The sequence below is a fragment of the Pandoraea thiooxydans genome, from assembly GCF_001931675.1.
Lineage (GTDB): Bacteria > Pseudomonadota > Gammaproteobacteria > Burkholderiales > Burkholderiaceae > Pandoraea > Pandoraea thiooxydans.
In genome coordinates this window covers 3,945,628-3,971,763 of record NZ_CP014839.1, presented here as the reverse complement: position 1 = coordinate 3,971,763, position 26,136 = coordinate 3,945,628, and the positions used below count along the sequence as shown (strand labels likewise).

The following is a 26,136-nucleotide window of genomic DNA, read 5'->3' as shown; positions in this document are numbered from 1 at the left end:
CTATTTCGCCGGCGCGCCCGGCGCAACCCGATTACTCGTCGCTTGGCCCGGCCGATTCATCGCCGGCGGCGCGCTTGGTGCGCCGGGCTGGCGTTTTCCGGGCGGTCTTGACGGCCGCTGCGGCCTTGCCCGGCGTGGCTGCGGCCGTTTTGCGCGGCGCCTTCTCCTCGAACTCGAAACCGATCTTGCCATCCTTTTGCTTGGCCAGATAGGCCTTGAAAGTGCGGCCGGTGCGAGACGATTTGAAGTTCGGCAGCAAGTCGGTTTTGCCGTCGGACAGCAATTTTTGGAATTGCTCGCGTGAGATCTCCTGCTGCAGGATCACTTTGCCAGAGGTGAAATCGCAGGTCTTCGGTTGGGCGACGCTGTTTTCGCACACGTAGCGCATGCCGTGTTCGTAGACCTTGCCGCCGCATTTCGGGCAGAGGCCAAGCGGCTCTTGTGCCGAAAAATCGGGGGGTTCGCCGTTTTCGTCGCCGCTGTCCTGACCGAAGTCGAATTCCAGCTTATATCCGGCCTCTTTATCTTCGACGAGCTTGAGGATGGCCGAGAACGGCCGGCCCATTTTGCTGCGAAAGCCGGTCAGCGGACCAATCTGCTTGGTTTTCAGCAATTCCTCGACTTCCGGGATTTCGAATTGCCGGCTGCCCGGGATTTTCGAGATCGAGAAGGCACAGTTGGTGCAGGCAAAGCGTCGATAGTTCTCTTTCACGACGCCGCCGCAATTCGGGCAGGGGCTGGTCAGCGTGGCATAGTCGCCCGGCACGGTGTCGGAGTCGTATTCCTTGGCGCGCTTGACGATGGTCTGCGTCATTTGCGCGATTTCCTGCATGAATGCGTCGCGCTTGAGCTGTCCGCGTTCGATTTGCGAGAGCTTGGCCTCCCACTCGCCGGTCAGTTCGGGCAACGTCAATTCGTCGACGCCCAAGCCTCGCAGCAACGTCATCAACTGGAAGGCCTTGGCGGTGGGGTGCAGCTCGCGCCCCTCGCGCACCAGATATTTTTCCGTCAGCAGGCCTTCGATAATGGCAGCGCGTGTCGCCGGCGTGCCCAACCCCTTGCCTGCCATGGCCTGGCGAAGCTCGTCGTCCTCCACCAGCTTGCCGGCGCCTTCCATTGCCGAGAGCAGCGTGGCTTCGGAGTAGCGTGCAGGCGGCTTGGTCTGCAGGCCGACGGCCTCGATGGTGTCGGTTTTGACTTTTTCGTCTTTGGCGACCGGCACCAGATTGCCGCTCTCGCCGTCCTTGGCCGATTTGTCGTCGGCAGCCGGTGCCGATTCCTTGCCGTAGACCGCGAGCCAGCCGGCGGCGACCAGCACCTTGCCTTCGGTTTTGAACCGATGTCCGACAACCTCGGTGATGCGCGTGGTGACGAGGTATTCGGCCGCCGGGAAGAAGACGGCGAGAAACCGTCGAACCACCAGGTCGTAAAGCTTCTGTTCGGGCTCGGACAGATTCTTCGGCGCCTGCAGGGTCGGGATGATGGCGAAGTGATCGCTGATTTTGCTGTTGTCGAAAATGCGCCGGTTCGGCTTGACCCAGCCCGCGCTGAGAATCTGCTTGGCGAACGGGTTGTAGTTGTTGCTTTCCTTGAGCACTTCGAGCGTTTCCTTGACCGTCGCAAGGTAGTCCTCAGGCAGCGCGCGCGCGTCGGTCCGGGGGTAGGTCAGGACCTTGTGTTTTTCGTAGAGCGCCTGGGCCAGGCCCAGCGTGTTCTTCGCCGAGAAGCCGAAGCGCGAGTTGGCTTCGCGTTGCAGGCTGGTCAGGTCGAACAGCAGCGGTGAGAGCTGCGTGGACGGTTTGGCGTCTTCCGTCACGGTGCCCGGCTTGCCGCGGCAGGCGGCGACCACCGATTCGGCGGCGGCCTGGCTCCACAGACGCGAATCGCGCTGTTCGGGATCGAATTCGTTGCGCTTGAACTGCGGATCGAACCAGCGGCCCTCGTAGAATCCGGCCGCACAGACAAATTGCGCCTTCACTTCCCAGTACGAGCGTGATACGAATTTGCGGATTTTTTCTTCCCGTTCGACGACGATCGACAGCGTTGGCGTCTGTACGCGACCGACGGTGGTCAGGAAAAAGCCGCCGCCCTTGCTATTGAAGGCGGTCATGGCGCGCGTGCCGTTGATGCCGACCAGCCAGTCGGCTTCCGAGCGGCTGCGCGCGGCGTCGGCCAGCGGCAGCATGTCGGCATCTTCGCGCAACTTGGCGAAACCGTCGCGGATCGACTGGGGTGTCATCGACTGCAGCCAGAGTCGCGTGACCGGTTGCTTGGCCTTGGCGTGCTGGACGATCAGCCGGAAAATCAATTCACCCTCGCGGCCCGCGTCGCAGGCGTTGATCAGGCGATCGACGTCCTTGCGCTTGATCAGCCGGTTCAGGATTTTCAGACGCGATTCGCTTTTTGCGATCGGCTTGAGGTCGAAATGCGGCGGGATGACGGGCAGATGCGCGAAGCTCCATTTGCCTCGCTTGACTTCATATTCTTCCGGGGCGCCAATTTCCAGCAAGTGGCCGACGGCGGAGGACAACACGAAATCGTCGCTCTCGAAATAGTCGTCGTGTTTGGTGAAGCCGCCCAGGGCCCGCGCGATGTCATTCGCGACGGACGGTTTTTCAGCAATGATCAGGGCTTTTGACATGACGTTCTATAGGGTTCCGAGGGACTGCCGGCTGCATTCGATCGCTTTATAACATACCGGCGCATGCTGGACCGGCATCCGGGGCCCAGACGCGGCACATAATAAGCGCCGTTTTGTCAATCGGCAAGCGTGGCAGCGACGGGTGGGTGCGCGAGGGGCAGTGCTCAGAGGGCGTTGGTTGCCATGAGGTGGGCGCGCAGATCGGGGGCCTGCGGCGTATTGCTGCCGAGGGTCGCGGGATCGCCCAGCATGCGCTCCAGGATGTTGGCAAACGGCAGTACGGTGCCGAAAAAGCGAGGGCGCTGCTCGTCCTGGATCAAGATTGTCGGGAAGTTTTCGATGTCGTGATCGTCGAGCCAATCGCCATGATCTTCGATATCGACCCAAACGAAACACATCTCGGGATGGCTGTCGGCCAGCGCATCGAAGGCTTGCTGGTATTCGCGGCAGGTGCCGCACCATGCCGCGCACAGGCATGCGACCAACAGCGTATCCGGCGTGTTGAGCTTGGCGATGATGAGGTCACGCTGGGCGACGGGGTCGAGAGCAGCCATGAAAAACGTGTTAAATCTGGGTGGTGCGCTGGTAAAGTCCGCCAGGCAGGCGGGTCACGGCGCCGTCCAGCTCCAGCGCCAACAGGCGTCTTTGCATTTGCGCGGCCGGCACGCCGGTTTGCTCGCACAGTTGGTCGACGCTCACCGGATCATACCCCAGCGCCCGCAGCAAGGTGTCGTCGCTGGCTGGGCCTTCATGACCCGGGCGAGCCAAGTTCGGTCGAAGCGGCATCAGCCTGGCGGGCGGCGCGCATGGCGCCTCGCCGGCGGCCCAGCGCAACTCCTCGAAAATGTCCTGCGCGGTCTCCACCAGCTTGGCCCCTTGCTTGAGAAGTTGATGGCACCCCTTGGCCAGCGGCGAGTGAATCGAGCCCGGTATGGCGAACACCTCGCGCCCGAGCTCGGCGGCCAGCCGCGCGGTGATCAGCGAGCCGGACTGGGCGGCGGCCTCGACCACCAGCGTGCCGCGGCAAAGCGCGGCGATCAGGCGGTTACGGCGCGGAAAGTGATGGCTCAGGGCCGGAGTGCCCAGCGGGAATTCCGACAGCAGCACGCCGTCGGTGGCGATGCGCTGGGCGAGCGCGCGGTGTCGGCCCGGGTATACGATATCGAGGCCGGTGCCCACGGCCGCCGCGGTGCTGCCCGCCGTGCCCAGGGCGCCGGCGTGGGCCGCCGCATCGATTCCCAATGCGAGACCCGAGGCGACCGTCAGGCCGGTGCCGCCGAGTGCGCGCGCGAAGGCCTCGGCATTGGCCAGGCCCTGGGGCGTCGCATGGCGGCTGCCGACGATTGCCACGCTGGGGCAGGCCAGTCGTGCGACTTGCCCCTTGGCGTAGAGCACGGGGGGTGGATCCGCGAGATCCAGCAGCGCTGGCGGGTAGTCGGGGTCGGCCAGTGTCAGGAAATGATTGCCCGGTTCTGCCGCCCAGGCCGCAGTGCGGGCCGCCAGCGCTTCGAAGGGCTCGTCAGGCTGGGCCAGCAGGGCAGCGGCCAGGCGGGCTGGCACGACCGTGGCGAGTGCGCGGGCGGATTGCGCGAAGATCTGGGCGGGCAAGCCGAACGCCGTAAGCAGTTTGCGGGCGAATTCCGGGCCAACGCCGGTGGTGTGCATCAGGCGCAGCCAGTCGCGGATTTCATCGGCGGAACTGGGCATGGCGACGCGGAAGGTTGGCACCGGCCGTGCCGGGCGGCCAGGCGAGTGCTGTGCTAAAATTTTTCATTATCCGATATACAAATTTGCGGGCAATGCGCTGGCCGCCGGCCGTTTTTCTGACGATCGGCGCTGCTTGGTGCGGACGCTGATTCTGCATGCAGCGCTTGGCCCGTGACAAGGCGGCGCTGTCTTAAAACATTTGCCATGGCGTTACTTAATATCCTTCGTTACCCCGATCCGCGGCTGCACAAGATCGCCAAACCTGTTGGCGAGGTGGACGAGCGTATCCGCAAGCTGGTCGCCGATATGGCCGAAACCATGTACGACGCGCCCGGCGTTGGTCTGGCGGCAACCCAGGTCGATGTCCACGAGCAGGTGATCGTGATCGATGTCTCCGATGCGCGCGACGCGTTGCAGGTCTTTATCAACCCGGAGATCGTCTGGCGCAGCGAAGCGAGGAAGGTCTGGGAAGAAGGCTGCCTGTCGGTGCCGGGCGTCTACGACGACGTCGAGCGTGCGGAGCGGGTACGCGTGCGCGCGCTCGACCAGCACGGCAAGTCGTTCGAGCTGGAAGCGGAGGGATTGCTGGCGGTATGCATCCAGCATGAAATCGATCATCTGAAAGGCCACGTGTTCGTCGAATACCTGTCGCCGCTCAAGCGCAACCGCATCAAGGGCCGCATGAAAAAGCTGGAGCGCGAAGCCGGCTGAGCGGGCACCCCGCGGTACCCTTTGTCGGCAAGGTGCCATGACGATCTGGCAGCCGGTTGTTTTCACTCGGATTCCCGACCTCCCATGACCTTGCGCGTTGTCTTTGCCGGTACGCCGGAATTTGCCGAAACCGCCCTGGCCGCGATCCACGCGGCAGGGTTCGAGGTGCCGCTGGTGCTGACCCAGCCCGACCGTCCGGCGGGGCGCGGCATGAAACTTCACGCCAGCCCGGTCAAGCAGTTTGCGCTGGCGCACGGCTTGCCGGTGGCGCAGCCGCCGTCGCTCAAACGCACTGGCAAGTATCCCGAGCAAGCCGCCGAGGCGCTCGCGCAATTGCGCCAGGCGCATGCCGACGTGATGGTGGTGGCGGCTTACGGGCTGTTGCTGCCGCAGGAGGTGCTCGATATTCCGCGCTACGGCTGTCTCAATATCCATGCGTCGCTGCTGCCGCGCTGGCGCGGTGCCGCGCCGATTCATCGCGCCATCGAAGCAGGCGATCATGAGACCGGCATCACCATCATGCAGATGGACGCCGGGCTGGACACCGGCGCCATGGTGTCGGTCGCGCGCGAGTCGATCGGCTCCGACGACACGACCGCGACCTTGCACGATCGACTCGCATCGCTGGGTGCTCGCCAGATCGTATCGGCCCTCGCTCAATTGGCGCGCGACGGCGGCTTGCCCGCCACGCCGCAGCCGGCCGACGGAGTAACTTACGCTGCCAAGATCAGCAAGGACGAAGCCGTGCTCGACTGGACCCGCAGCGCGCGGGAACTGGTTTGCCAGATCCGAGCCTTCGACCCATTTCCGGGCGCGACGACCGAGCTGCACGACACCACGCTCAAGGTATGGGGTGCGCAGATCGTCGATGAGCCCGTTCCCCGGGCAGTCGCGGGCACGGTATTGTCGGTCGGGCCGCAGGGCGTGGTGATCGCCTGCGGTGCGGCCGATGCGGCGCAGGCCGTGCGTGTCACGCATTGGCAGAAGCCCGGCGGCAAACGCTTGTCGACGCGCGATTTCCTACAGGGATTTTCCATTCAGCCAGGCGAGCGCCTGGGTGCGGCCAGGAGTGCATGATGCTGGGTATCTCGAGTCTGCCGTTGTTCGTGTTGACCGTCTTTTTGCTTAATGTCACCCCCGGCCCCGATACGGCTTACATCGTCGGTCGCAGTGTCGCGCAGGGGCGTGCGGCGGGCGTGGCCTCCGCGCTGGGCATTTCCGCCGGGTGCTGCGTGCATACGCTGGCCAGCACGTTTGGGCTGACTGCGTTGCTGGCCGCCTCGCCGCTGGCTTTCACCATCATCAAGTTTTCCGGCGCAGCCTATTTGATCTATCTGGGCGTTCGGTTGTTGAGCGCGCGCCACGCGGCACCGGTCGAACCGACCAGGACGGCGCCTCAGCGATCGCTGCGGGCCGTTTTCCTGCAGGGTTTCCTGACCAACGTCATGAACCCGAAAGTGATCCTCTTCTTTCTGTCGTTCCTGCCGCAGTTCGTGCGCGGCGACAGCCCCCACCAGGCGCTTGCGTTTCTCACGCTGGGTGCGATCATCGTCGCCATGAGCACGGTCTGGAACAGCGGCGTGGCATGGATGGCCGGCAGCCTTACGGATCGCATGGGACAACGCCCGGCGCTCAAGCGCTGGTTGAACCGGGTCGTCGGCGGCGCCTTCATCGGGCTGGGCCTGCGCTTGGCCCTGGTGCGGCGCTAGCTCCTAAGACAGATCCTAAGCACTTGAATTTTTGGAAGAATCCCCCATCTAAAGCGCCGACTACATAAAGTGGTTGAGCCATTTGGCTCTGCAATGCTTCGCACGCAAGGAGAGACGCGCATGTTCAATTGGGTGAAAACGACCATCCTGATGGCTGCCATTACGGCCTTATTCGTCGTCGTCGGTGGAGTGATCGGGGGCCAGCGGGGCATGATGATGGCGCTCGCGTTTGCGCTGGCGATGAATTTCTTTTCCTACTGGTTTTCGGACAAGATGGTGCTGCGCATGTATAACGCGCAGGAGGTGGACGAGACCAATGCACCGCAGTTCTATCGCGTCGTCAAGGAGCTGGCGCAACGGGCCGGCCTGCCGATGCCGCGCGTCTACCTGATCGAAGAGGATGCGCCCAACGCGTTTGCCACCGGGCGCAACCCCGAGCATGCCGCGGTGGCAGCCACCACCGGCATCCTGCGGGTCCTGTCGGAGCGGGAGTTGCGCGGCGTCATGGCGCATGAGCTGACGCACGTGCGGCATCGCGACATCCTGATCTCGACGATTTCGGCGACCATGGCCGGCGCCATTTCGGCACTGGCCAATTTCGCGATGTTTTTCGGCGGGCGCGATGAAAACGGACGCCCGGCCAATCCGATCGCCAGCATCGCGGTCGCGATTCTCGCGCCGCTGGCCGCGATGATGATCCAGATGGCAATTTCCCGCGCGCGCGAGTACGAAGCAGACCGCGGCGGCGCAGAAATTTCCGGCGACCCGCAGGCGCTGGCCGCGGCGCTCGACAAGATTCACCGGTATGCACAGGGGATTCCGTTCGAGGCGGCAGAAGAACACCCCGCCACGGCACAGATGATGATCATGAATCCGCTCGCAGGCGGCACGATCGCCAATCTGTTCTCGACCCACCCGGCCACCGAAGACCGGATTGCGCGCCTGATGGAAATGGCGCGCACCGGGCAATACCCGGTTTAACCGGGGTCGCCAACCGACCTGCCCGCCTGGTGCGGGCATTTCTTTTTTTTGAGGCCGCGTCGTGCGGCACTGCGCTTCATGCCGAAATCATCGTTGAATCCGGAAGGCCTGGCTTACTCGCTCGACCGTGCCGCGCGCGCGGTCGACGCAGTCCTGAGCGGCACCGCCCTGCCGGCGGCCCTGAGCCGCGCGACGATCGGCGCACCCCCCAGCGCGCGGGCGGCGGCGCAGGATTTGTCGTACCGCGCGATGCGGCGCCTGGGCACCACGCGTGCGTTACTGGCCGCACTGGCCAAACAGGCGCCAGCCGGGCAAGTGCGGGGCGTATTGCTGTGCGCTCTGGCATTGTTGCTGGACGCGCCCGGCGAGGCGGCCTATCCCCCCTTCACGCTCGTCGACCAGGCGGTGGCGGCGGTGGCCGCCAACGTCCGCACGGCGTCGGCCAAGGGGTTCGTGAATGCGGTGCTGCGGCGCTTCCTGCGCGAGCAGGAGGCGCTCACGGCGCGGGTCATGCAAGAGCCTGAGGCACGCTGGAATTATCCATTGTGGTGGATCGACGCGGTGCGCCGCGCGTGGCCGGCGCAATGGGAGTCGATTCTGGCGGCCGGCGATACGCGCGGGCCGCTGACGGTGCGAGTCAATTGCCGCGGCACGACGCCGGAGGCTGCGCTGGCCAGCCTGCGCGCGGCTGGCCTCGATGGCGAGCCGGGCGATGCCATGTCGATCCGGCTCGCGCGCGCGGTGCCGGTCGAGCGCTTGCCGGGATTCCAGCAAGGCCTGTTGTCGGTTCAGGATGCCGGAGCGCAACTCGCCGCGCCGCTTTTGCGCGCGGCCGACGGCATGCGGGTGCTCGACGCTTGCGCAGCCCCCGGCGGCAAGACCGGGCACTTGCTCGAAATGGCCGATCTCGATCTGGTGGCGCTCGAGGCCGATGCCGGCCGTGCCGAGCGCATTCATCAAAATCTCGATCGCCTGGGGCTGCGCGCGACGATACGCGTGGGTGATGCCGGCGACCCGGCGCAATGGTGGGACGGCCGGCCGTTCGAGCGTATTCTGGCCGACGTGCCATGCTCGGCCTCGGGCATCGTGCGGCGCCATCCCGACATTCGCTGGTTGCGTCGGGCCGACGACATACCCCGTCTGGTCGAAACGCAGCGCCGCATCATGCAGGCCTTGTGGAGCACCCTGGCGGTGGGCGGCGAACTGTTGTACGTCACGTGTTCGATATTTCCCGACGAAAACGAGGCTCAGGCGCAATGGTTTGAACGATTCTCTCCAGATGCGGTACGATTGGACGCTCCCGGCCAGTTGTTGCCCGCCCCAGGCGGCGCGCATGACGGCTTCTTTTACGCTCGTTTTCGGAAACGGTAATCTTGCGACGACCGCTCCTGGTTTGGCTCACGCTGCTGCTGGCCGCTTCTGCGCTGTTGCGCATGGAGGCCGCGCGCGCGGATAACGAGATCAAGGTCGGCGATATCAGGCTCGAGCGCGGTGACGGCGGCTGGACGCTGGATGCCCACTTCGACTTCGTGCTCAACAGCAGTCTGGAGGATGCGGTCAATCGAGGCATTCCGCTTTACTTCACGACCGACTTCGAGTTGACCCAGTCGCGCTGGTACTGGTTCGACCGGCAAGTCGTCAGCACCTCGCAAAGCACTCGCCTGTGGTTCCAGCCTTTGACCCGCCAGTACCGCGTCTCGAACGGCGGCGGTCTGCAACTCGGGTTTCCGACCCTGGCGTCCGCGCTGGCCCTGGTGCGCAACGTCAGCGCCTGGCGGGTGATCAAAAGCGACGAAGTCAAGCCCGGCGAGACTTACCATGCCTCGGTACGCATGCGGCTCGATACCGCTTTGATGCCCAAGCCGTTCCAGATCGATGCGGTCAACAATCGAGACTGGAATATGAGTTCCAACTGGAAGCATTTCGTATTCACCCCTGCGCCGGCCGAGCCGGTGCCGACGCCCGCCCCCGCACCTGCACCGGCGCCCACCCCGGCGTCCACACTGGCGCCCGCGTCGCAGACCGCTCCGGCGTCGGGCGCCGCGACCGGCGTGTTACCTACACCGGGGCCGGCCAGTGCCGCCGATCATGGCAAATAGCGACCGTCTCAAGAGGATCGTCAGTCGGGCGCTGGTAGCCACCGTCGCGGTGGTCGCCCTGGTGTTGCTTATCCTGTTGGCGCTGGCAAGCGCCAACACCGAATTTTTCGATCGCTATTACTCGTGGCTCTACGGCGCCAACGTCGCGGTTGCGCTGATTTTCCTGCTGATCTTTTTCTCGCTGATCTGGATCATCGTCGCGCGCTTGCGGCAGGGCAAATTCGGCACGCGGCTGCTGGCCAAGCTGGCGTTCTACTTTGCCCTGGTCGGCGTATTGCCCGGTGTGATCATCTATCTGGTGTCGCTCCAATTCGTATCTCGCAGCATCGAGTCGTGGTTCGACGTGCGGGTCGAGTCGGCGCTCGACTCCGGCCTGGAACTTGGCCGAGCGGTGCTCGACAATGGGCTGAGCGACCTGCGCAACAAAGCGCATCTGGTTGCGGATCAGCTCGCGGCAAGCGGTGATCCGACCTCATCGCTGGGCCTGCTGCGCCTGCGCGATCAGTTCGGTCTGCAGGAAGCCACGGTGCTCGACAGCAATGGCCGCGTGCTTGCCTCGGCATCGAGCAATTTCAGTCAGTTGCTGCCCCAGGCGCCAACGGCCCTCGAATTGCGCCAGGCGCGTGCGCCTGGCGGCTACGCCGGTTTCGAGGGAGGCAATGAAAGCATCGATAGCGGCGGCGACATCAAGAGCAGCGATGCGCAAAACAATCAGTTGCGCTGGCTCGTCATCATCCCCATACCATCGTCATATGGCGCGTCGCTACGCAGCAGCCAGCGGCTGCTGCAAGTCACCCAGCTGGTGCCGCGCAACCTGGCCAGTAACGCCGAGGCGGTACAGACCGCTTATCGGGAATATCAGGAGAAGGCGCTGGGGCGGACCGGTCTGCGCAAAATGTATATCGGCACGCTGACCTTGAGCCTGTTCCTGGCGACCTTCGTGGCGATGATGCTGGCGCTGGCGCTGGGCAACCAGCTGGCTCGCCCGCTGTTCCTGCTGGCCAAGGGCACCAAGGAGGTGGCCGAGGGAGACTACACGCCCAAGCACGAGATGCGCACCAACGACGAACTCGGTTTTCTGACTCAGGCGTTCAATGCGATGACTCGCCAGTTGGCCGATGCCCGCATCGCGGTCGAGCATAACCGGTTGGCTCTGGAGAGTTCCAAGGCCTACCTCGAGAGCATCCTTTCCAATCTGACGGCCGGCGTGTTCGTGTTCGATCACGAGTTTCGATTGACGACCGCCAATCCCGGCGCTGAACGTATTTTCAAGCAAAGCTTCCAGGACGAGCTCAATCGCTTGCTGGGCGATATCCCTGCCTTGGTGGAGTTTGGCGCGATCCTGCGCAAGGCGTTCGCCGATCAGGGCGCGAATGCCGAACTCACGGGCGGACACTGGCAGCATCAGATCGCCTTGACGCTGCCCGACGAGCCGGATCCCGTGACGTTGCTGGTGCGCGGAGCGCGCTTGCCGGAGGGCGGCCAAAACACCGGCGGTTATGTGGTGGTGTTCGACGACATCAGCGATGTGATCTCGGCCCAGCGTTCGGCGGCCTGGGGCGAAGTGGCGCGCAGGCTGGCGCACGAGATCAAGAATCCGCTGACGCCCATTCAACTGTCGGCCGAGCGCTTGCAGCACAAGCTGTCGGACAAGCTGCCGCCGGCCGATGCTGAGGTGCTCCGACGAGGGGCCGCCACGATCGTCAATCAGGTCGCGGCAATGAAACGGATGGTCGACGATTTTCGCGACTATGCGCGTACCCCGCCGGCCGTGTTGCAGAACCTGCAGCTCAACGACCTGATCGTCGAAGTGCTGGGCCTGTATGGCGACGACGGCAGCCGTCATATCATCACCGCCAACCTGGCGGCCGATTTGCCGATCATTCGGGGCGACCCCACGCAATTGCGCCAAGTGATTCACAATTTGCTGCAAAATGCGCAGGACGCGGTCGCCGAATCCGCAAACCCTCTTATCAGTATTGAAACGAAGACAGTAGAATACAAAGAAGCCGAGTCGCGCGATGGCGCGCACAAGCGCAATGCGGTGCGCTTGACAGTTACCGACAGCGGCCCGGGATTTTCGGCGCGCATCCTCACTCGCGCCTTTGAGCCGTATGCCACCACCAAGGCCAAGGGAACCGGGCTGGGGTTGGCGATGGTCAAGAAGATCATCGATGAGCATGACGCGCGCATCGACATCCGGAATCGACCGGGGCCCAATGGTGAGGGCGTGATCGGCGCGCAGATCGCAATTCTGTTCACGCAGTTGAAAGAAGACCCTGCGCCGTCCGGCGAGCAGACGGTGGAACACACGAAGGTAGCGTAAATGGCAACCATCTTGGTGGTGGACGACGAAATGGGTATCCGGGAGTTGCTCTCGGAGATCCTCAGCGACGAAGGTCATGTGGTGGAAGTGGCGGAGAACGCACAGGCTGCGCGCGCCTATCGCGCGCAGCAGGTTCCGGATCTGGTCCTGCTCGACATCTGGATGCCCGATACCGACGGTGTGACACTGCTCAAGGAGTGGGCCGCCCAGGGCCAGCTGACGATGCCGGTCATCATGATGTCCGGGCATGCGACGATCGATACCGCGGTCGAGGCGACCAAGATCGGCGCGCTGAATTTCCTCGAGAAGCCGATCGCGTTGCAGAAATTGCTGCAAGCGGTGGCGCAAGGACTCGCCCACGGCAGACAGGACGCGGGCCAGGGCAAGGCGGGTGCGGCCGACGCGGCTGGCGTAGAAGCCGCGGGCGGTGGCGACGAGTCGGACGGCTATGGCGATATCGACGAGGACGGCTTCGGCGGTGGCGTGGCAAGCCGAGCCAGCTCGCATGACGGTACTGCGCCGGCGTCGGCTTCCGGCATTTCGTTCGACGTTCCGCTGCGCGAGGCGCGCGACGCCTTCGAGCGTGCCTATTTCGAGTATCACCTGACCAAGGAAAACGGCAGCATGACGCGCGTGGCCGAGAAAACCGGGCTGGAGCGCACGCATCTGTATCGCAAGCTCAAGCAATTGGGGGTCGAACTGAGCAGGGCCAAGCACGAACGTTGACGCGCCGCCTATTTGTTGCATGCGGCTTGCAGTCAAACAGGGATTTGCTTATAATCTCGCTTCCTTGGCCCGGTAGCTCAGTTGGTAGAGCAGCGGATTGAAAATCCGTGTGTCGATGGTTCGATTCCGTCCCAGGCCACCAAGAACACCAAGGGCTTGCAGTCATGCAAGCCCTTTTTGCGTTTTGCGACGGTTTTGCCCGCCTCTTGTGCGGCCTGGCAAAATGGCCGCCGCCAGAGCCCGCCGCGGTCCCGCACGTGCGATGGACTCGGCGCGGGAATCCCCGCGGCAGGGGAATTTGCGTACATGTGATCATGACAATATCGGAAGATACCGCACTGGTCCTGTTCTCCGGCGGACAGGACTCGACCACTTGCCTGGCCTGGGCGCTGGCGCGCTATGCGCGGGTGGAAACCCTCGGTTTCGATTACGGCCAGCGCCACCGGGTCGAGCTGGATTGCCGCACCGATGTGCTGGCACGCCTGCGCGCCGAATTTCCGGCGTGGAGCCCGCGGCTGGGCGAGGATCACATGATCGATCTGTCGGTGCTGGGTCAGATCAGCGACACCGCCTTGACGCGCGAAGTCTCGATTGCGATGAGCGCGGATCATCTCCCCAACACTTTCGTGCCGGGCCGTAACCTGCTGTTCATGACGATCGGCGCTACCATTGCCTATCGGCGCGGCCTGCGCGTGCTGGTCGGCGGCATGTGCGAGACTGACTTCTCCGGTTACCCGGATTGCCGGGACGACACCATGAAGGCGCTCCAGGTGGCGCTCAACCTTGGCATGGACCGCCGTTTCATCGTCGAGACGCCGCTGATGTGGATCGACAAGACGCAGACCTGGCAGCTTGCGCATTCGCTGGGCGGCGCGGCTTTGGTCGAACTGGTGCGTGAGGCCACACATACGTGTTACCTCGGCGAGCGAGGCGAGTTGCACGCCTGGGGCTACGGTTGCGGCGAATGCCCGGCGTGCGAGTTGCGTCGCCGCGGATACGAGGGCTATCGAGCCCAGGGCGGACAATGACCTATACCGTCAAGGAAATTTTCTACACCTTGCAGGGCGAGGGCGCCAACGCCGGCCGGCCGGCCGTGTTTTGCCGTTTTGCGGGCTGCAACCTGTGGACTGGCCGGGAGCAGGACCGCGCCGACGCGGTGTGCCGCTTTTGCGATACCGATTTTGTCGGCACCGATGGCGAGAACGGCGGAAAATATGCGACGCCGGAAGCCCTGGCCGAACGCATCGCGTCGCTCTGGCCTGCCGGCGACAGCGCGCATCGCTTCGTCGTGTGTACCGGCGGAGAACCGTTGCTGCAGCTCGATGCGCCATTGATCGACGCGCTGCATCGCGCACACTTCCGTATCGCGATCGAGACCAACGGCACCCAACCGGTGCCGCCCGGGATCGATTGGGTTTGCGTCAGCCCGAAGGCGGATGCGCCGCTGGTCGTGACGCGCGGACATGAGCTGAAAGTGGTGGTGCCGCAGGCGCGTCAGTCGCTGGCCGACTACGAGGCGTTGGACTTCGAGCACTTTTATCTGCAACCGATGGACGGCCCGCTGCGCGAGGCCAACACGCGTTGGGCGATCGACTATTGCAAGCAACATCCGCGCTGGCGACTGTCGATGCAAACGCACAAATATTTGAACATCCCCTAGAGGGGGCGCCTGGCCCGGTTGGCGGGGCGGGCGCGGCAACGCGCGACGCCGGCCGCAAGGCTGTCTCCTCATTGAAGAGCCATTTTGCGTGATTACGATTACCCGAAAACTTGAATTCGACGCAGGTCACCGCATTCCCGATCATCGGAGCCAGTGCCGTAATCTGCATGGCCATCGTTACGTCCTGGAAATCACCCTGTGCGGCGAGATCATGCAGCACGAGGGCGCCTCCGACAACGGCATGGTGATGGACTTCGCCGACGTCAAGACGCTCGCACGCGAGCACCTGATCGACGTCTGGGATCACGCCTTCCTGGTCTACGAGAACGACGCTGCCGTCAGAGGGTTTCTCGACACGTTGCCGGATCACAAGACGGTCGTGCTGGATCGCGTGCCGACGGTCGAGAATCTTGCGGCTGTGGCTTTCGATATCCTGGCCGCGGTATTCGACGCCCATTACGGCGTCAATCTGCGTCTGGCGCGGGTGCGTCTATATGAAACGCCGAACTGCTGGGCGGAAGTCTGCCGCTAGCCGACCGCTCGCCGCACCGGTTCGAGAGGATCGGGCTATGATGCTCAGTGCAACGAGCCGGGTGTCAGGATTTCGCTCCCATACCGACTAAGCGACAGATGTTCAACCAAATGCACTGAAGCGTCGGAGGTTTTTCATGAAGGCATGGCAAAACGTGGGGCGGATCGCGTCGATGGCGCTTGTCTGCTGTGTTGCGATGGCGGGGTTTTCATTGTCGGCAGACGCCGCCCAGGCGCCGCCGGCAAAAAAATTGACCGAGCAGGCCGTTCACAATTATCAGGCGGGGCATCGGAAGCAGGCATTGGCGCAGTTTCGCCAGGCGGCCGGCCAAGGCAACCGGCTGGCTCAATTCGACTACGCGATGATGCTGCTCAACGGTGAGGGCGGAGCGAAGGCGGCCCCGCAGGAAGCCGCGCAATGGCTGCACAAGGCCGCCCAGGCGGGCATGAGCCAGGCGCAGTTTCTGTACGGCAAGATGTTCGACGATGGGTATGTGGTCAACAAATCCATCAAGGACGCCAATTTTTGGTACGGCAAAGCGGCGGAGCAGGGGCACATCGAGGCCGAGGCGGCGATGGCCAACGAATACTTCATCGGACGCGGTGTCCCGCTCGATTACCACAAAGCGTTCGACCTCTATCTCAAAGCGGCCCGAGGGGGTGACTTGCCCTCGCAATATATCGTTGCAAGTTACTACGAGCACGGCTACGGCGTCATGACGCCCGATATCGACCAGGCGCGTGTTTGGTATGCGCGTGCGGCAGCGCAGGGGGACGTCGCCGCCTTGGGCAAGTTGCGGGCCCTGACGGAGCGGCGTGCGGCCGAGACCGCCCAGCAGCCGACGCCTGGCAGCACGGCACACTGAACCCGCAGGAGTGCCGCCGCCAGCGTGTGCATGGCCGGCGGCCCCTAACTTTGCATCAGACGCTTTTCGCGCGCGACACTCATCAGGATGCCCACGCCCACACCCAAAGTGACCAGCGCCGTGCCGCCGTAGCTCATGAACGGCAATGGCACGCCGACCACGGGAAGGATGCCGCTGACCATGCCCATGTTGACGAATGAGTAGGTAAAGAAAATCATGCTGATCGCGCCGGCAAGCAACCGCCCGAACTGCGTGGCGCCGCCCGCGGCGATCATCAGGCCGCGCACCACCAGCGAGAAATAAAGCAGCAGCAGCACGCTCTCGCCCATCAGGCCGAATTCTTCGGCGAAGACCGCGAAAATGAAGTCAGTGTGTTTTTCCGGAATGAATTCGAGGTGGGCCTGGGTGCCCTTGAGCCAGCCTTTGCCGGTTACCCCGCCGGAGCCGATCGCGATGACCGCCTGAATGGTGTGGAACCCCTTGCCCAGCGGATCCGACGTTGGGTCCAGAAACGTACAGATTCGATGTTTCTGATAGTCGTGCAGCCCGACCCAGGTGACGTCGGGTTGACAGATGCGGCTCTCGAACGCCAGCAGGGAACCGATTGCGATGACGCCGGCGAGGAAGACCGGCAAAATCAGCTTCCAGCTCAGTCCGGCGAGATAAATCACATAAAGCCCGGCGGCGGCGACCAATATTGCCGTGCCCAGGTCGGGCTGTTTGGCGATCAATCCGACCGGGATCAGTAACAAAACCATCGCCACGACATAGTCGTACCAGCGCACGCCGCCTTCGCGCTTCTGAAAATACCAGGCCAGCAGCAGCGGCATGGCGATTTTCATGATCTCGGAGGGCTGGATCACCACACCCACGTTGATCCAGCGCCGTGCGCCGTTCTTGGTGACGCCGATCACGAATACCGCGATCAGCAGCGCGATGCCGAACGCGTAAAGGGGTACGGCGATACGCATCAGCTTCTGGGTCGGCAACGATGCCAGCAGCCACATCAGCAGGAAAGCCAGTCCGATATTGCGCAACTGGCTGGCGACCCGGCTCGGCACGTCGATGCTGGCGCTGTAGAGTGCGACCAGTCCGATCGCCAGCAGCAGCAGCATGATCACCATCAGGGGCAGGTCGAACGCGGCAAATGCCCGTTTCACGCGGTCCGTGAGGGACGGCTTGTCGAGCGTCATCATTGGCTTTCTCCGTGGGAGCGAAGCGCGGCGCGCCGGCGGGCCTCGTCCCTGAACAGCGGCAGCGGGGCTTTGGCCGCGTGCGGCGCCCCCGGTGTGCGCGGAATCGTTGTGCCGGGTGCCTGCGCAGGGCCCGCGTCCGCCGTCGAAGCGGGAGCCGCGACGCCGCTGGCGCCGTCGGGCGCTCCGGCAGCTAGTTTGGCCGCGGCTTGCGCGGCGCGCTCCTTGGGCTCATCGATCAGATAATAATCCAGCACCTTGCGGGCGATCGGCGCGGCCACTGCCGCTCCCCAGCCGGCGTTTTCGACCAGCAACGCCAGCGCGATCTTCGGGTGGTCCACCGGAGCAAACGCTTCAAAGACGGCGTGATCCCGCTTGAATTCCGGCACAAGATTATGGTTGTACACCTCGCCCTTGGTCAGCGAAAAGACCTGTGCGGTCCCGGTTTTGCCGGCGACCGTGTAGGGAACCCCAATGAATTGACGGTACGCCGTGCCCGCCGGGTCGCTCGTCACGCCTTCCATCGCATGTTTGACGAAGTCGATGTATTTTTGCTTGACCGGGATCCGGAAGCTCGCATGCGGCACGGTCAATTGAATTTGATGCGTGATCGGATCCTGAACGGCTTGCACCAGGTGAGGTTTCATCACCACGCCGTTATTGGCCAGCGTGGCGACCGCGTGCGCGGTCTGCAGGATCGTAAACGAGTTATACCCCTGCCCGATGCCAAGGCTCACCGTCTCGCCCTCGTACCACTGCTGCTGCGCGGGCGTCTTGTACGCCTTGCGTTTCCAGGCCTTGGACGGCAACACGCCGCGCGCTTCGCCGGCGATGTCGATGCCGGTCAACTGGCCGAACCCCCACGGCACCATGAAGTCGTGAATCGCGTCGACGCCGAGATCGTGCGCGAGCATGTAGTAGTAGGTATCGTTCGACACCACGATGGAGCGGTACATATTGACTTGCCCTTGCCCGCTGCGCACGTCGTTGCGGAACACGTGGTTGCCAAGCTTGTAATAACCGGGATCGTGGAAGCTCCAGTCTTCGGTGCGCTTGCCCAGCGTCAGCCCGGCCAGCGCCATGAACGGCTTATAGGTCGAGCCGATCGGATAAGTGCCGCGCAGCGGACGGTCGAGCAGTGGCTTGTCGGGTGAGTTGTTCAGCGCATCCCAGTTTTGCTGATCGATGCCCTCGACGAACAGGTTGGGGTTGAAACTGGGCTCCGACACGAAGGCCAACACGTCGCCGGTCGACGGTTCGATGGCCACCAATGCACCGCGCTGGCCGGCAAAAGCCTTCTCGGCGACCTCCTGCAGCTTGATGTCGATCGACAGGATCAGGTTGTCGCCCGGCGTCGCCGGCGTGCGAGAGATGACACGCACAGGCCGCCCGCCCGCAGTCACTTCGACTTCCTCGAAACCGGTGATGCCATGCAGTTGGGTCTCGTAACTCTGCTCGACCCCGGTCTTGCCGATGTAATCGGTGCCGCGATAGTTGTTGATGTCGCGGCGAATATCGTAGTGAGACGGGTCGGCGTCGTTTTCCTCGCTCATTTTTTCGAGGTGGTCGCGGTCGCGCTGCGAAATGCGTCCGACATAGCCGATCACATGTGCGGCCGTCTCGCCCAGCGGATACTGCCGGAACAGGCGGGCATGCACCTCGACGCCCGGAAAACGATAGCGCTGCGCAACGAAATGCGCGACTTCGTCGTCGCTCAGCCGAGTGCGGATCGGCAGACTCTCGAAGCTCTTGCCGTCCTCGAGCAGCCGCTTGAAGCGCGAGCGGTCGCGCGGCGTAATGCGCACCACCGTGGCCAACTTGTCGATCAGCTTGGGCAGGGGTTCGTCGATTTTCGACGGCGTGATCTCCAGCGTGTAAGCGGAGTAATTGTCGGCCAGCACCACGCCGTTGCGGTCCATGATGATGCCGCGGTTGGGCACGATGGGTGCCAGTGCAATGCGATTCTCGTCGGCTTGCAGCGCGTACAGCTTGTGCTTGAATACCTGCAAATAAACAAAGCGTCCCGCGAGCAGCGAAAAGCACAGCAGCACGAACAGCCCGGCGGCGGTGATGCGCAGGTGAAACTGTTTGAGCTGCTGTTCGAGATTTTTGAATTCGGTCATGCGAAGCGGGCCGTCCCTGGCGTGACGAAATCAGATCGGCCGCGTATCGTCGCGGTCGACGGCGCGCTTCTGGGGGGCCAGCAGGAGAATGCTGACGATCGGCCACAAGGCCGCTTCGACGAAAGCGGCGAGCAACGGCCACCAGCCGGGAAACGGCGCGCCGGTCGCCAAACGTATCAGGAACGGCACGAGATGCGCCAGCAACAGCAGCGGCAGCACCAGCAGCGACTGGGTGAAGAGGGTGAACCACAGCACGCGCCGGTGGATCATGATCGCGCCATACGACAGCAGCGTGTAGGCCAGTGCGTGCTCGCCGAGCAGGCCCGCATTGTGCACGTCCATCAGCAGGCCGACGATGAACGCAATGCCCATGCCGACTTTGCGGGGCTGGTGGATATTCCAGAAAATCAACACCAGCGCGACGAAGTCGGGCATCACCGGAATGTCGCCCCATGGCATCAGATTGACCAGAAAGGCGCCGATCAGGCTGATGGCGATGAAGTACGGATTGACCGGCAGCAGTATGTATTGCGGGCGGGTCATGGAAGACTCTTCATGGTGTTTTCTTTGCGGGCGCTTTCTGCGCGTGCGCGGCCGCGCCTTGAGACTTGCCTGTCTTGCGGGTCTCGGCCTTCTTGCTATCTTTGCCGTCCTTGCCCGTCGGCGGCGCTTTTTGATCGGTGGCGGCCTCGGCCTCCGGCGGTGGGGGCGGATTATATTGCAGCACCAGCACTTGGCGTTGGCTATGCAGTTGCGCCACCGGCTGGCAAACGATACGCGCGAATGTCGTGTCGGACTGCTTGTCCACACGCGTGACTCGCGCGACCGGCACGCCGGCGGGATACACGCCGCCCAGGCCGTTGGTGACGACCTGATCGCCAACTTTCACGTCGGCACTCAAAGGAATGTATCGCAGATCGAGCGCACCGCCCGGCAGGCCGCCGTAGACCACACTGTTGACACCGCTGCGCAACAGTTGCACGGGCACTGCCTGATCCTTGTCGGTGATCAGAGTTACTTCGGAATACATCAGAAACACGCGCGTGACCTGGCCCAGCAACCCCTGCTCGGTGATCACCGGCGCGCCGGCCTTGACGCCCTGTCGCGAGCCCCGGTCGATGACGACCTTCTGCGTGAACGGATCGCGTGTGTCGTATTCGATCTGAGCGGGAATGGTCGGCACCTGCATGCGATCGCGTAACGCCAGCAATTGTCGCAGGTGGTCGTTCTCGGCGCTGAGCTCGGCGTTGAGCATGGCTTGCGCCGACAACGCCAGGTTGCGCTCGCGCAGCAGACGATTCTGGGCGCGCAACTGGCCTTCGCTGACCAGAAAATCGGAGGCGCCCACCAAACTGTCGCGTGGCACCAGCATGACGCGCTGCAATGGGTAGAGCGCCGTGCCGATGAAGTAGCGCAGCTTTTCGAGCGTTTTGTAGTGCGAGTCGACCACGAGCAGGCCGACGGCCAACGCGACGAAACAGATGAGTCGCGCCAGCGCCGACGGCCCTTGCTTGAAGAGTGGCGGCGGACTGTACTGCATGCAATGCCTTGAAAAACCGTCTTAAAAGGATCCGTCGGCTGTGCCGCGGAGCCGTGCTCGTCGCAGGATCACTCGTATGAAAAGATGCTGCCGAGCTTGTCCATGCGCTCCAGCGCCATGCCGGAGCCGCGCACCACGCACGTCAGCGGATCTTCGGCCACCAGAACCGGCAAGCCGGTTTCTTCAGCCAGCAGGCGGTCGAGGTCGCGCAACAGCGCGCCGCCGCCGGTCAGCATCATGCCGCGCTCGGCGATGTCGGCGCCCAGCTCGGGCGGCGTTTGCTCCAGGGCGATCTTGACCGACGAGACGATCTGGTTGAGCGGGTCGGTCAACGCCTCGAGAATTTCGTTGCTGGAAATGGTGAAGGCGCGCGGAATGCCTTCGGAGAGGTTGCGGCCCTTGACTTCCATCTCCTTGACCTCGGAGCCGGGGAAGGCCGAGCCGATTTCCTTCTTGATCGCTTCGGCGGTTTGCTCGCCGATCAGCATGCCGTAGTTACGGCGAATATAGTTGACGATCGCCTCGTCGAACTTGTCGCCGCCGACGCGCACCGAACCCTTGTAGACGATGCCGCCCAGCGAGATCACGCCGACCTCGGTGGTGCCGCCGCCGATGTCGACCACCATCGAGCCGGTGGCTTCGGATACCGGCAGGCCGGCGCCGATGGCCGCGGCCATCGGCTCTTCGATCAGATAGACTTGCGAGGCGCCGGCGCCGTGCGCGGCTTCCTTGATCGCGCGCCGCTCGACCTGGGTCGAGCCGCACGGCACGCAAATGATGATGCGCGGGCTGGGTGAGAACATGCGCGATTCATGCGCCATCTTGATGAACTGCTTGATCATCTGCTCGGTCACCGTGAAGTCGGCAATCACGCCGTCTTTCATGGGCCGGATCGCCTCGATGTTGCCGGGCACCTTGCCGAGCATCTGCTTGGCTTCCTTGCCGACCGCCTGAATCGTCTTTTTGCCGCTGGGGCCGCCTTCCTGGCGAATCGCGACGACCGAGGGCTCGTCCAGGACCACGCCCTTGCCACGCATGTAAATCAGCGTGTTGGCCGTGCCGAGGTCGATCGCCAGATCGTTGGAGAAATAGCTGCGTAGAAAACCGAACATGCAAAATCCTGTTTCGCGTGATGCCCCCGCCGGATTCGACGGGCGGGTTGGCGGTGTCTGAAATACGGGGCTCGAACTCGAAATTTCTGCGGGCTGATGCGCCAGCGCTCGCCCTGTGCCATTCGCACCAAGGCCAACTGGGTGGCTGCACGTCGAGTGCCGCGCGCCGCTCCGGGGCCCGCGAGCGCGGCATCGACCGGGCAAAAACATGCAAAATGCTGCCCGGTCAAAAATTTAATGTGCAATGATACCTTATAATTTTGGGGTTTTTGCAGGAAAAAAGCGGAGTTTGACGCCGCGATCCGACCCCGGCGCCAGCGCAGCCGGCTTTCGGAAAATCCTCCTGTCTGGCCGCGTCGCGGCATGCCGTCGGCGACTCAAACGCATTGATTTTTATTGAGATATTTCATGGCATTGAATCTCAGCGATGTCACGCGCATCGCGCATCTGGCGCGCATCGAACTCGCGCCCGGCGAAGCCGAGCACACGCTTGCGGAATTGAATGGGTTTTTCGGGCTGGTCGAACAGATGCAGGCGGTCGACACCGAAGGCGTCGCGCCGCTGGCGCATCCGATCGAACAGATCCAGGCGGTGAGCCTGCGCCTGCGCGAGGACGCGGTGACCGAGGCGGTCGACCGCGAGGCCAATCAACGGCCCGCGCCGGCCGTGCAGGACGGGCTGTATCTGGTACCCAAAGTCATTGAATGAGCGCGGCGCAATGCTGTGCGCCGCTCAATCGCATTTTCTCCTGATGGTTTTATGGAACTCTCCCTGACCGATTTGCAAGACCTGCGCACGGCGCTCGACACCAAGCGCGTGTCCAGCGTCGAGCTGGCCCAACATTATCTGGCCCGTATCGACGCGGCTCGGGCGCTCAACGCCTTTGTCGACGTGTCGCCCGAGGCCACGCTGGCCCAGGCCCGCGCGGCCGACGCACGGCTGGCGCGCGGCGAAGGCGGCGCGACCGCCCCGCTGCTGGGTATTCCGCTGGCTCACAAGGACGTTTTCGTCACCCGCGAATGGGTTTCCACGGCCGGCTCGCGCATGCTGGCGGGCTACCGCAGTCCGTTCGATGCCGCCGTCGTCGAGCGCCTGGCCGAAGCGGGCATGGTATGCCTTGGCAAAACCAATATGGACGAGTTCGCGATGGGCTCGTCGAACGAAAACTCCCATTTTGGCCCCGTGAAAAACCCATGGGACCTGAGCGCCGTGCCCGGCGGATCGTCCGGCGGGTCTGCCGCGGCAGTTGCCGGTGGGCTGGCGCCGGTGGCTACCGGCACGGACACCGGCGGCTCGATTCGGCAGCCCGCCGCTTTTTGCGGGCTCACGGGCATCAAGCCGACGTACGGCAACGTGTCGCGCTACGGCATGATCGCGTTTGCCTCGTCGCTCGACCAGGGCGGCCCGCTCGGCCGCAGCGCGGCGGACTGCGCGCAGTTGCTCAGCGCCATGGCAGGGTTCGACAAGCGCGACTCGACCAGCCTGGAGCGTCCGGCCGAAAATTACATGCGCCAGCTCGGCCAGCCGTTGCCCGGCGCGAGTGCGGCTCAGCCGCTGGCCGGGCTGCGCGTCGGCCTGCCGCGCGAGTATTTCGGCGACGGGCTGGCCGACGACGTACGCACGGCGATCGAAAATGCCTTGCAGACGCTGGAGAGCCTCGGGGCCGTGCGAGTCGAGATTTCGTTGCCCAAGACCGAACTGTCGATCCCGGTGTATTACGTGATCGCGCCGGCCGAGGCGTCGTCCAATCTGTCGCGCTTCGACGGCGTGCGTTACGGACATCGGGCCGCGCAATATGCCGATCTGCTCGACATGTACAAGAAGACCCGCGCCGAAGGCTTCGGCGCCGAGGTCAAGCGCCGCATCCTGGTGGGCACGTACGTGCTGTCGCATGGCTATTACGACGCCTATTACCTGCAGGCGCAGCGCATTCGCCGCCTGATCGCGCAGGACTTCCAGGACGCTTTCGCCCAGTGCGACCTCATCATCGGACCGGTCGCGCCGAGCGTGGCATGGAATCTGGGTGAGAAGAGCGACGATCCGCTCAAGATGTACCTGGCCGATATCTATACGCTGTCGGTCAGTCTGGCGGGCTTGCCGGGCATGAGCGTGCCGGTTGGCTTCGGCCAGGCGCAGCGCCCGGTCGGCATGCAGATCATCGGCAATTATTTTGACGAGGCGCGCATGCTGCAGGTCGCGCACGCGTTCCAGCAGGTGACCGACTGGCATCGCCGCCAACCGCAGGGGGGCGTCTGATGCGGTATGCGCTGGCCGCGGCCGGTTGTGCCGTGCTCCTTGCGTCGTGCAGTTTCAGTTCGCTGCCGAGTGCGCCGATCGCCTATCACCCGATCGATCTCGACGGCCATTGTGCTCAGACGGATGTGGACGGCTTTCGCGAGCAGGCGACCCTGAAGGTGCGCGACAACTGGGTGCAGGCGCTGTCCTGGCGGCTATGGGTTGGGCAGCGCGGCAGTTGCCATTTCGAGCTGTCCGAGTTTCGGCAAACGCGCACACGTCCGCAAATCGAGCTGCGCGCGCGCGACGGCAGCGCTTGCGAGCTGATGATCTGGCAGGAGCCGGGGCGCGTGACGCTGGCGCATGCGAATTGCGAGCAGTACTGTACGCCGGGCATTTACCAAGAGGCATGGCCGGTCATGTTCGATCCTCACGCCGGCATCTGCGCGGCGGCCACGCGCCGCGCGGGCTGATGAATGAAAAGGTAAGCACTATGCAATGGGAAGTCGTGATTGGCCTGGAGACGCATGCGCAGCTCTCCACGGCATCAAAAATTTTTTCAGGGGCATCGACCCGCTTCGGGGCGGCGCCCAACACACAGGCGTGCCCGGTGGATCTGGCGCTGCCTGGCGTATTGCCGGTCATGAACCGGGGCGCGGTCGAACGCGCGATCCAGTTCGGGCTGTCGATCGGTGCGACGATTGCGCCGCAAAGCATTTTCGCCCGGAAAAATTATTTCTACCCGGATTTGCCCAAGGGCTATCAAATCAGCCAGTACGAAATCCCGGTGGTGCAGGGCGGCGCGCTGACCATTCAAGTCCCGGCCGACGAGAAGACGGGCATGCCGGCCTACGAAAAGACGGTGCAGCTCACGCGCGCCCATCTCGAGGAAGATGCCGGCAAGTCGCTGCATGAGGATTTCGCCGGCATGACCGGTATCGATCTGAACCGGGCCGGCACGCCGCTGCTCGAAATCGTCACCGAGCCGGATATGCGCAGCGCCGCGGAGGCGGTGGCCTATGCCAAGGCGCTGCACGGCCTGGTGGTGTGGCTGGGCATTTGCGACGGCAACATGCAGGAAGGATCGTTTCGCTGCGACGCGAACGTCTCGGTGCGCCCGGTGGGGCAGGAAGCTTTCGGCACGCGCGCCGAAATCAAGAACCTGAACTCGTTTCGCTTCCTCGAGGAGGCAATTCACTATGAGGTGCGGCGTCAGATCGAATTGATCGAGGACGGTGGCGAGGTCGTGCAGGAGACGCGCCTGTACGATCCGGACAAGAGAGAAACCCGCTCGATGCGCAGCAAGGAAGACGCGCATGATTATCGCTATTTCCCCGATCCGGATCTGATGCCCTTGGTGATCGCCGCCGACTGGATCGAGCGTGTGCGCGGCGAGCTGCCGGAGTTGCCCGGGGCGATGCAGGCGCGTCTGGTCGAGCAGTACGGACTGACCAAATACGACGCCGCCGTGCTGACGTCATCCAAGGCCATGGCGACCTATTTCGAGGCGGTCGTCGCCCGGGCCGGCGCGGCCAGTGCCAAGCCGGCCGCCAACTGGATCATGGGCGAGCTGGCCTCGCAACTCAACCGTGACGGCATCGAACTGGCGGCCTGCCCGGTGTCGGCCGCGCAACTCGCCGGCTTGCTGGCGCGCATCGCCGACGGCACGATCTCCAACAAGATCGCCAAGGAAGTGTTCCAGCATATGTGGGACGAGCCCGCCGACGACGAAGCGGCAGCCGATCGCATCATCGAGTCGAAAGGCCTCAAGCAGATCTCCGACACCGGTGCGCTGGAGAAGATCATCGACGAAGTGCTGGCGGCCAATGCCAAGTCGGTCGAAGAGTTCAGGGCCGGCAAGGAGAAGGCCTTCAACGCGCTGATCGGCCAGGCGATGAAAGCCACCAAAGGCAAGGCGAACCCCCAGCAGGTCAACGAATTGCTGCGCAAGAAGCTGTCAGCCTAGCCTGACTCCG

22 protein-coding genes, 1 tRNA gene and 3 pseudogenes are annotated in these 26,136 nt (G+C 63.6%); 18 read left to right on the top strand and 8 right to left on the bottom strand.

All coding sequences use genetic code 11. The annotated features are described in order from the left end of the window. Positions 1-31: 31 nt before the first annotated feature. The 3 genes from PATSB16_RS18370 to dprA form a co-directional block, all read right to left on the bottom strand. The gene (locus tag PATSB16_RS18370) at positions 32-2,641 is read right to left on the bottom strand and encodes a DNA topoisomerase III (protein ID WP_047215475.1); all 2,610 of its coding nucleotides are present in this window, start codon (positions 2,639-2,641) and stop codon (positions 32-34) included. Between the two features lie 164 nt (positions 2,642-2,805). Beyond that, complete coding sequence (locus PATSB16_RS18365; RefSeq protein ID WP_047215474.1) at positions 2,806-3,195, bottom strand: thioredoxin family protein; 390 nt, start codon at positions 3,193-3,195, stop codon at positions 2,806-2,808. Between the two features lie 10 nt (positions 3,196-3,205). Beyond that, a complete protein-coding gene (gene dprA, locus PATSB16_RS18360; RefSeq protein ID WP_047215473.1) occupies positions 3,206-4,348 on the bottom strand; it encodes a DNA-processing protein DprA in 1,143 nt (380 codons plus the stop codon). Between the two features lie 204 nt (positions 4,349-4,552). Here dprA and def point away from each other — a divergent pair, with 204 nt between their 5' ends. The 14 genes and pseudogenes from def (at position 4,553) to PATSB16_RS18295 (ending at position 15,957) form a co-directional block, all read left to right on the top strand. After that, on the top strand, positions 4,553-5,059 hold the full coding sequence (gene def / locus PATSB16_RS18355) for a peptide deformylase (RefSeq protein WP_047215472.1): 507 nt from the start codon (positions 4,553-4,555) through the stop codon (positions 5,057-5,059). Positions 5,060-5,143: 84 nt separating this feature from the next. Next, the gene (gene fmt / locus PATSB16_RS18350) at positions 5,144-6,136 is read left to right on the top strand and encodes a methionyl-tRNA formyltransferase (RefSeq protein WP_047215471.1); all 993 of its coding nucleotides are present in this window, start codon (positions 5,144-5,146) and stop codon (positions 6,134-6,136) included. Continuing rightward, the gene (locus PATSB16_RS18345) at positions 6,136-6,768 is read left to right on the top strand and encodes a LysE family translocator (protein WP_047215470.1); all 633 of its coding nucleotides are present in this window, start codon (positions 6,136-6,138) and stop codon (positions 6,766-6,768) included. Before fmt ends, PATSB16_RS18345 begins: the two co-directional genes overlap by 1 nt. A 120-nt stretch (positions 6,769-6,888) precedes the next feature. Next, complete coding sequence (htpX, locus tag PATSB16_RS18340) at positions 6,889-7,749, top strand: zinc metalloprotease HtpX (RefSeq protein ID WP_047215469.1); 861 nt, start codon at positions 6,889-6,891, stop codon at positions 7,747-7,749. Between the two features lie 78 nt (positions 7,750-7,827). Continuing rightward, positions 7,828-9,120, top strand: coding sequence for a 16S rRNA (cytosine(967)-C(5))-methyltransferase RsmB (gene rsmB, locus PATSB16_RS18335; RefSeq protein ID WP_083566837.1), 1,293 nt, complete (start codon positions 7,828-7,830; stop codon positions 9,118-9,120). A 62-nt stretch (positions 9,121-9,182) separates the two neighbouring features. After that, positions 9,183-9,689 (top strand): annotated as a pseudogene (locus tag PATSB16_RS18330) (DUF4390 domain-containing protein); the annotation flags it as partial. Between the two features lie 148 nt (positions 9,690-9,837). Continuing rightward, positions 9,838-12,174, top strand: coding sequence for a sensor histidine kinase (locus tag PATSB16_RS18325; protein ID WP_047216737.1), 2,337 nt, complete (start codon positions 9,838-9,840; stop codon positions 12,172-12,174). Beyond that, positions 12,175-12,538: pseudogene (gene esaR, locus PATSB16_RS21330) on the top strand (response regulator transcription factor EsaR); the annotation flags it as partial. A gap of 173 nt (positions 12,539-12,711) precedes the next feature. Next, positions 12,712-12,900: pseudogene (gene esaR / locus PATSB16_RS21325) on the top strand (response regulator transcription factor EsaR); the annotation flags it as partial. Between the two features lie 66 nt (positions 12,901-12,966). Then, positions 12,967-13,042 (top strand) — tRNA-Phe (locus PATSB16_RS18315). A gap of 172 nt (positions 13,043-13,214) precedes the next feature. After that, complete coding sequence (gene queC, locus PATSB16_RS18310) at positions 13,215-13,928, top strand: 7-cyano-7-deazaguanine synthase QueC (RefSeq protein WP_206093656.1); 714 nt, start codon at positions 13,215-13,217, stop codon at positions 13,926-13,928. Continuing rightward, positions 13,925-14,560, top strand: a complete 636-nt coding sequence (gene queE / locus PATSB16_RS18305) for a 7-carboxy-7-deazaguanine synthase (protein ID WP_047215465.1) — start codon at positions 13,925-13,927, stop codon at positions 14,558-14,560. The genes queC and queE overlap by 4 nt, the downstream gene beginning before the upstream one ends. A gap of 88 nt (positions 14,561-14,648) precedes the next feature. Continuing rightward, complete coding sequence (queD, locus tag PATSB16_RS18300; protein ID WP_047215464.1) at positions 14,649-15,092, top strand: 6-carboxytetrahydropterin synthase QueD; 444 nt, start codon at positions 14,649-14,651, stop codon at positions 15,090-15,092. Positions 15,093-15,228: 136 nt separating this feature from the next. Further along, positions 15,229-15,957: a tetratricopeptide repeat protein gene (locus PATSB16_RS18295; RefSeq protein WP_047215463.1), complete on the top strand. Its 729-nt coding sequence runs from the start codon at positions 15,229-15,231 to the stop codon at positions 15,955-15,957. A gap of 44 nt (positions 15,958-16,001) precedes the next feature. Here the strand turns inward: PATSB16_RS18295 and rodA are convergent, their stop codons facing one another. The 5 genes from rodA to PATSB16_RS18270 all read right to left on the bottom strand — a co-directional run bounded on the left by rodA (position 16,002) and on the right by PATSB16_RS18270 (position 21,925). Then, the gene (rodA, locus tag PATSB16_RS18290; RefSeq protein ID WP_047216736.1) at positions 16,002-17,150 is read right to left on the bottom strand and encodes a rod shape-determining protein RodA; all 1,149 of its coding nucleotides are present in this window, start codon (positions 17,148-17,150) and stop codon (positions 16,002-16,004) included. Beyond that, positions 17,150-19,273 carry a penicillin-binding protein 2 gene (mrdA, locus tag PATSB16_RS18285; protein WP_083566836.1) on the bottom strand — a complete coding sequence of 708 codons (2,124 nt, stop codon included), beginning with the start codon at positions 19,271-19,273 and terminating at the stop codon, positions 17,150-17,152. The genes rodA and mrdA overlap by 1 nt, the downstream gene beginning before the upstream one ends. Positions 19,274-19,303: 30 nt before the next feature. Continuing rightward, on the bottom strand, positions 19,304-19,816 hold the full coding sequence (gene mreD / locus PATSB16_RS18280; RefSeq protein ID WP_047215462.1) for a rod shape-determining protein MreD: 513 nt from the start codon (positions 19,814-19,816) through the stop codon (positions 19,304-19,306). Between the two features lie 10 nt (positions 19,817-19,826). Continuing rightward, complete coding sequence (gene mreC / locus PATSB16_RS18275) at positions 19,827-20,813, bottom strand: rod shape-determining protein MreC (RefSeq protein ID WP_047215461.1); 987 nt, start codon at positions 20,811-20,813, stop codon at positions 19,827-19,829. 68 nt (positions 20,814-20,881) lie between these two features. Continuing rightward, a complete protein-coding gene (locus PATSB16_RS18270; protein ID WP_047215460.1) occupies positions 20,882-21,925 on the bottom strand; it encodes a rod shape-determining protein in 1,044 nt (347 codons plus the stop codon). 408 nt (positions 21,926-22,333) lie between these two features. On the opposite strand from PATSB16_RS18270, the gene gatC reads away from it, so the two are divergent. Genes gatC through gatB form a run of 4 tightly spaced genes read left to right on the top strand, consistent with a single transcriptional unit; the run spans position 22,334 to position 26,126 of the window. Continuing rightward, positions 22,334-22,633, top strand: coding sequence for an Asp-tRNA(Asn)/Glu-tRNA(Gln) amidotransferase subunit GatC (gene gatC, locus PATSB16_RS18265; RefSeq protein ID WP_047215458.1), 300 nt, complete (start codon positions 22,334-22,336; stop codon positions 22,631-22,633). A gap of 51 nt (positions 22,634-22,684) precedes the next feature. Then, a complete protein-coding gene (gene gatA, locus PATSB16_RS18260; RefSeq protein ID WP_047215457.1) occupies positions 22,685-24,181 on the top strand; it encodes an Asp-tRNA(Asn)/Glu-tRNA(Gln) amidotransferase subunit GatA in 1,497 nt (498 codons plus the stop codon). Further along, positions 24,181-24,633 carry a hypothetical protein gene (locus PATSB16_RS18255; RefSeq protein ID WP_047215456.1) on the top strand — a complete coding sequence of 151 codons (453 nt, stop codon included), beginning with the start codon at positions 24,181-24,183 and terminating at the stop codon, positions 24,631-24,633. Before gatA ends, PATSB16_RS18255 begins: the two co-directional genes overlap by 1 nt. A 20-nt stretch (positions 24,634-24,653) precedes the next feature. Continuing rightward, positions 24,654-26,126 carry an Asp-tRNA(Asn)/Glu-tRNA(Gln) amidotransferase subunit GatB gene (gene gatB / locus PATSB16_RS18250; protein ID WP_047215455.1) on the top strand — a complete coding sequence of 491 codons (1,473 nt, stop codon included), beginning with the start codon at positions 24,654-24,656 and terminating at the stop codon, positions 26,124-26,126. The last annotated feature ends 10 nt before the right edge of the window (positions 26,127-26,136 follow it).

Coding starts and splice junctions, on each gene's coding strand:
- PATSB16_RS18370 (WP_047215475.1), bottom strand. CDS start 2,641: ATGTCAAAAGCCCTGATCATTGCTGAAAAACCGTCCGTCGCGAATGAC.
- PATSB16_RS18365 (WP_047215474.1), bottom strand. CDS start 3,195: ATGGCTGCTCTCGACCCCGTCGCCCAGCGTGACCTCATCATCGCCAAG.
- dprA (WP_047215473.1), bottom strand. CDS start 4,348: ATGCCCAGTTCCGCCGATGAAATCCGCGACTGGCTGCGCCTGATGCAC.
- def (WP_047215472.1), top strand. CDS start 4,553: ATGGCGTTACTTAATATCCTTCGTTACCCCGATCCGCGGCTGCACAAG.
- fmt (WP_047215471.1), top strand. CDS start 5,144: ATGACCTTGCGCGTTGTCTTTGCCGGTACGCCGGAATTTGCCGAAACC.
- PATSB16_RS18345 (WP_047215470.1), top strand. CDS start 6,136: ATGCTGGGTATCTCGAGTCTGCCGTTGTTCGTGTTGACCGTCTTTTTG.
- htpX (WP_047215469.1), top strand. CDS start 6,889: ATGTTCAATTGGGTGAAAACGACCATCCTGATGGCTGCCATTACGGCC.
- rsmB (WP_083566837.1), top strand. CDS start 7,828: ATGCCGAAATCATCGTTGAATCCGGAAGGCCTGGCTTACTCGCTCGAC.
- PATSB16_RS18325 (WP_047216737.1), top strand. CDS start 9,838: ATGGCAAATAGCGACCGTCTCAAGAGGATCGTCAGTCGGGCGCTGGTA.
- queC (WP_206093656.1), top strand. CDS start 13,215: ATGACAATATCGGAAGATACCGCACTGGTCCTGTTCTCCGGCGGACAG.
- queE (WP_047215465.1), top strand. CDS start 13,925: ATGACCTATACCGTCAAGGAAATTTTCTACACCTTGCAGGGCGAGGGC.
- PATSB16_RS18295 (WP_047215463.1), top strand. CDS start 15,229: ATGAAGGCATGGCAAAACGTGGGGCGGATCGCGTCGATGGCGCTTGTC.
- rodA (WP_047216736.1), bottom strand. CDS start 17,150: ATGACGCTCGACAAGCCGTCCCTCACGGACCGCGTGAAACGGGCATTT.
- mrdA (WP_083566836.1), bottom strand. CDS start 19,273: ATGACCGAATTCAAAAATCTCGAACAGCAGCTCAAACAGTTTCACCTG.
- mreD (WP_047215462.1), bottom strand. CDS start 19,816: ATGACCCGCCCGCAATACATACTGCTGCCGGTCAATCCGTACTTCATC.
- mreC (WP_047215461.1), bottom strand. CDS start 20,813: ATGCAGTACAGTCCGCCGCCACTCTTCAAGCAAGGGCCGTCGGCGCTG.
- PATSB16_RS18270 (WP_047215460.1), bottom strand. CDS start 21,925: ATGTTCGGTTTTCTACGCAGCTATTTCTCCAACGATCTGGCGATCGAC.
- gatC (WP_047215458.1), top strand. CDS start 22,334: ATGGCATTGAATCTCAGCGATGTCACGCGCATCGCGCATCTGGCGCGC.
- gatA (WP_047215457.1), top strand. CDS start 22,685: ATGGAACTCTCCCTGACCGATTTGCAAGACCTGCGCACGGCGCTCGAC.
- PATSB16_RS18255 (WP_047215456.1), top strand. CDS start 24,181: ATGCGGTATGCGCTGGCCGCGGCCGGTTGTGCCGTGCTCCTTGCGTCG.
- gatB (WP_047215455.1), top strand. CDS start 24,654: ATGCAATGGGAAGTCGTGATTGGCCTGGAGACGCATGCGCAGCTCTCC.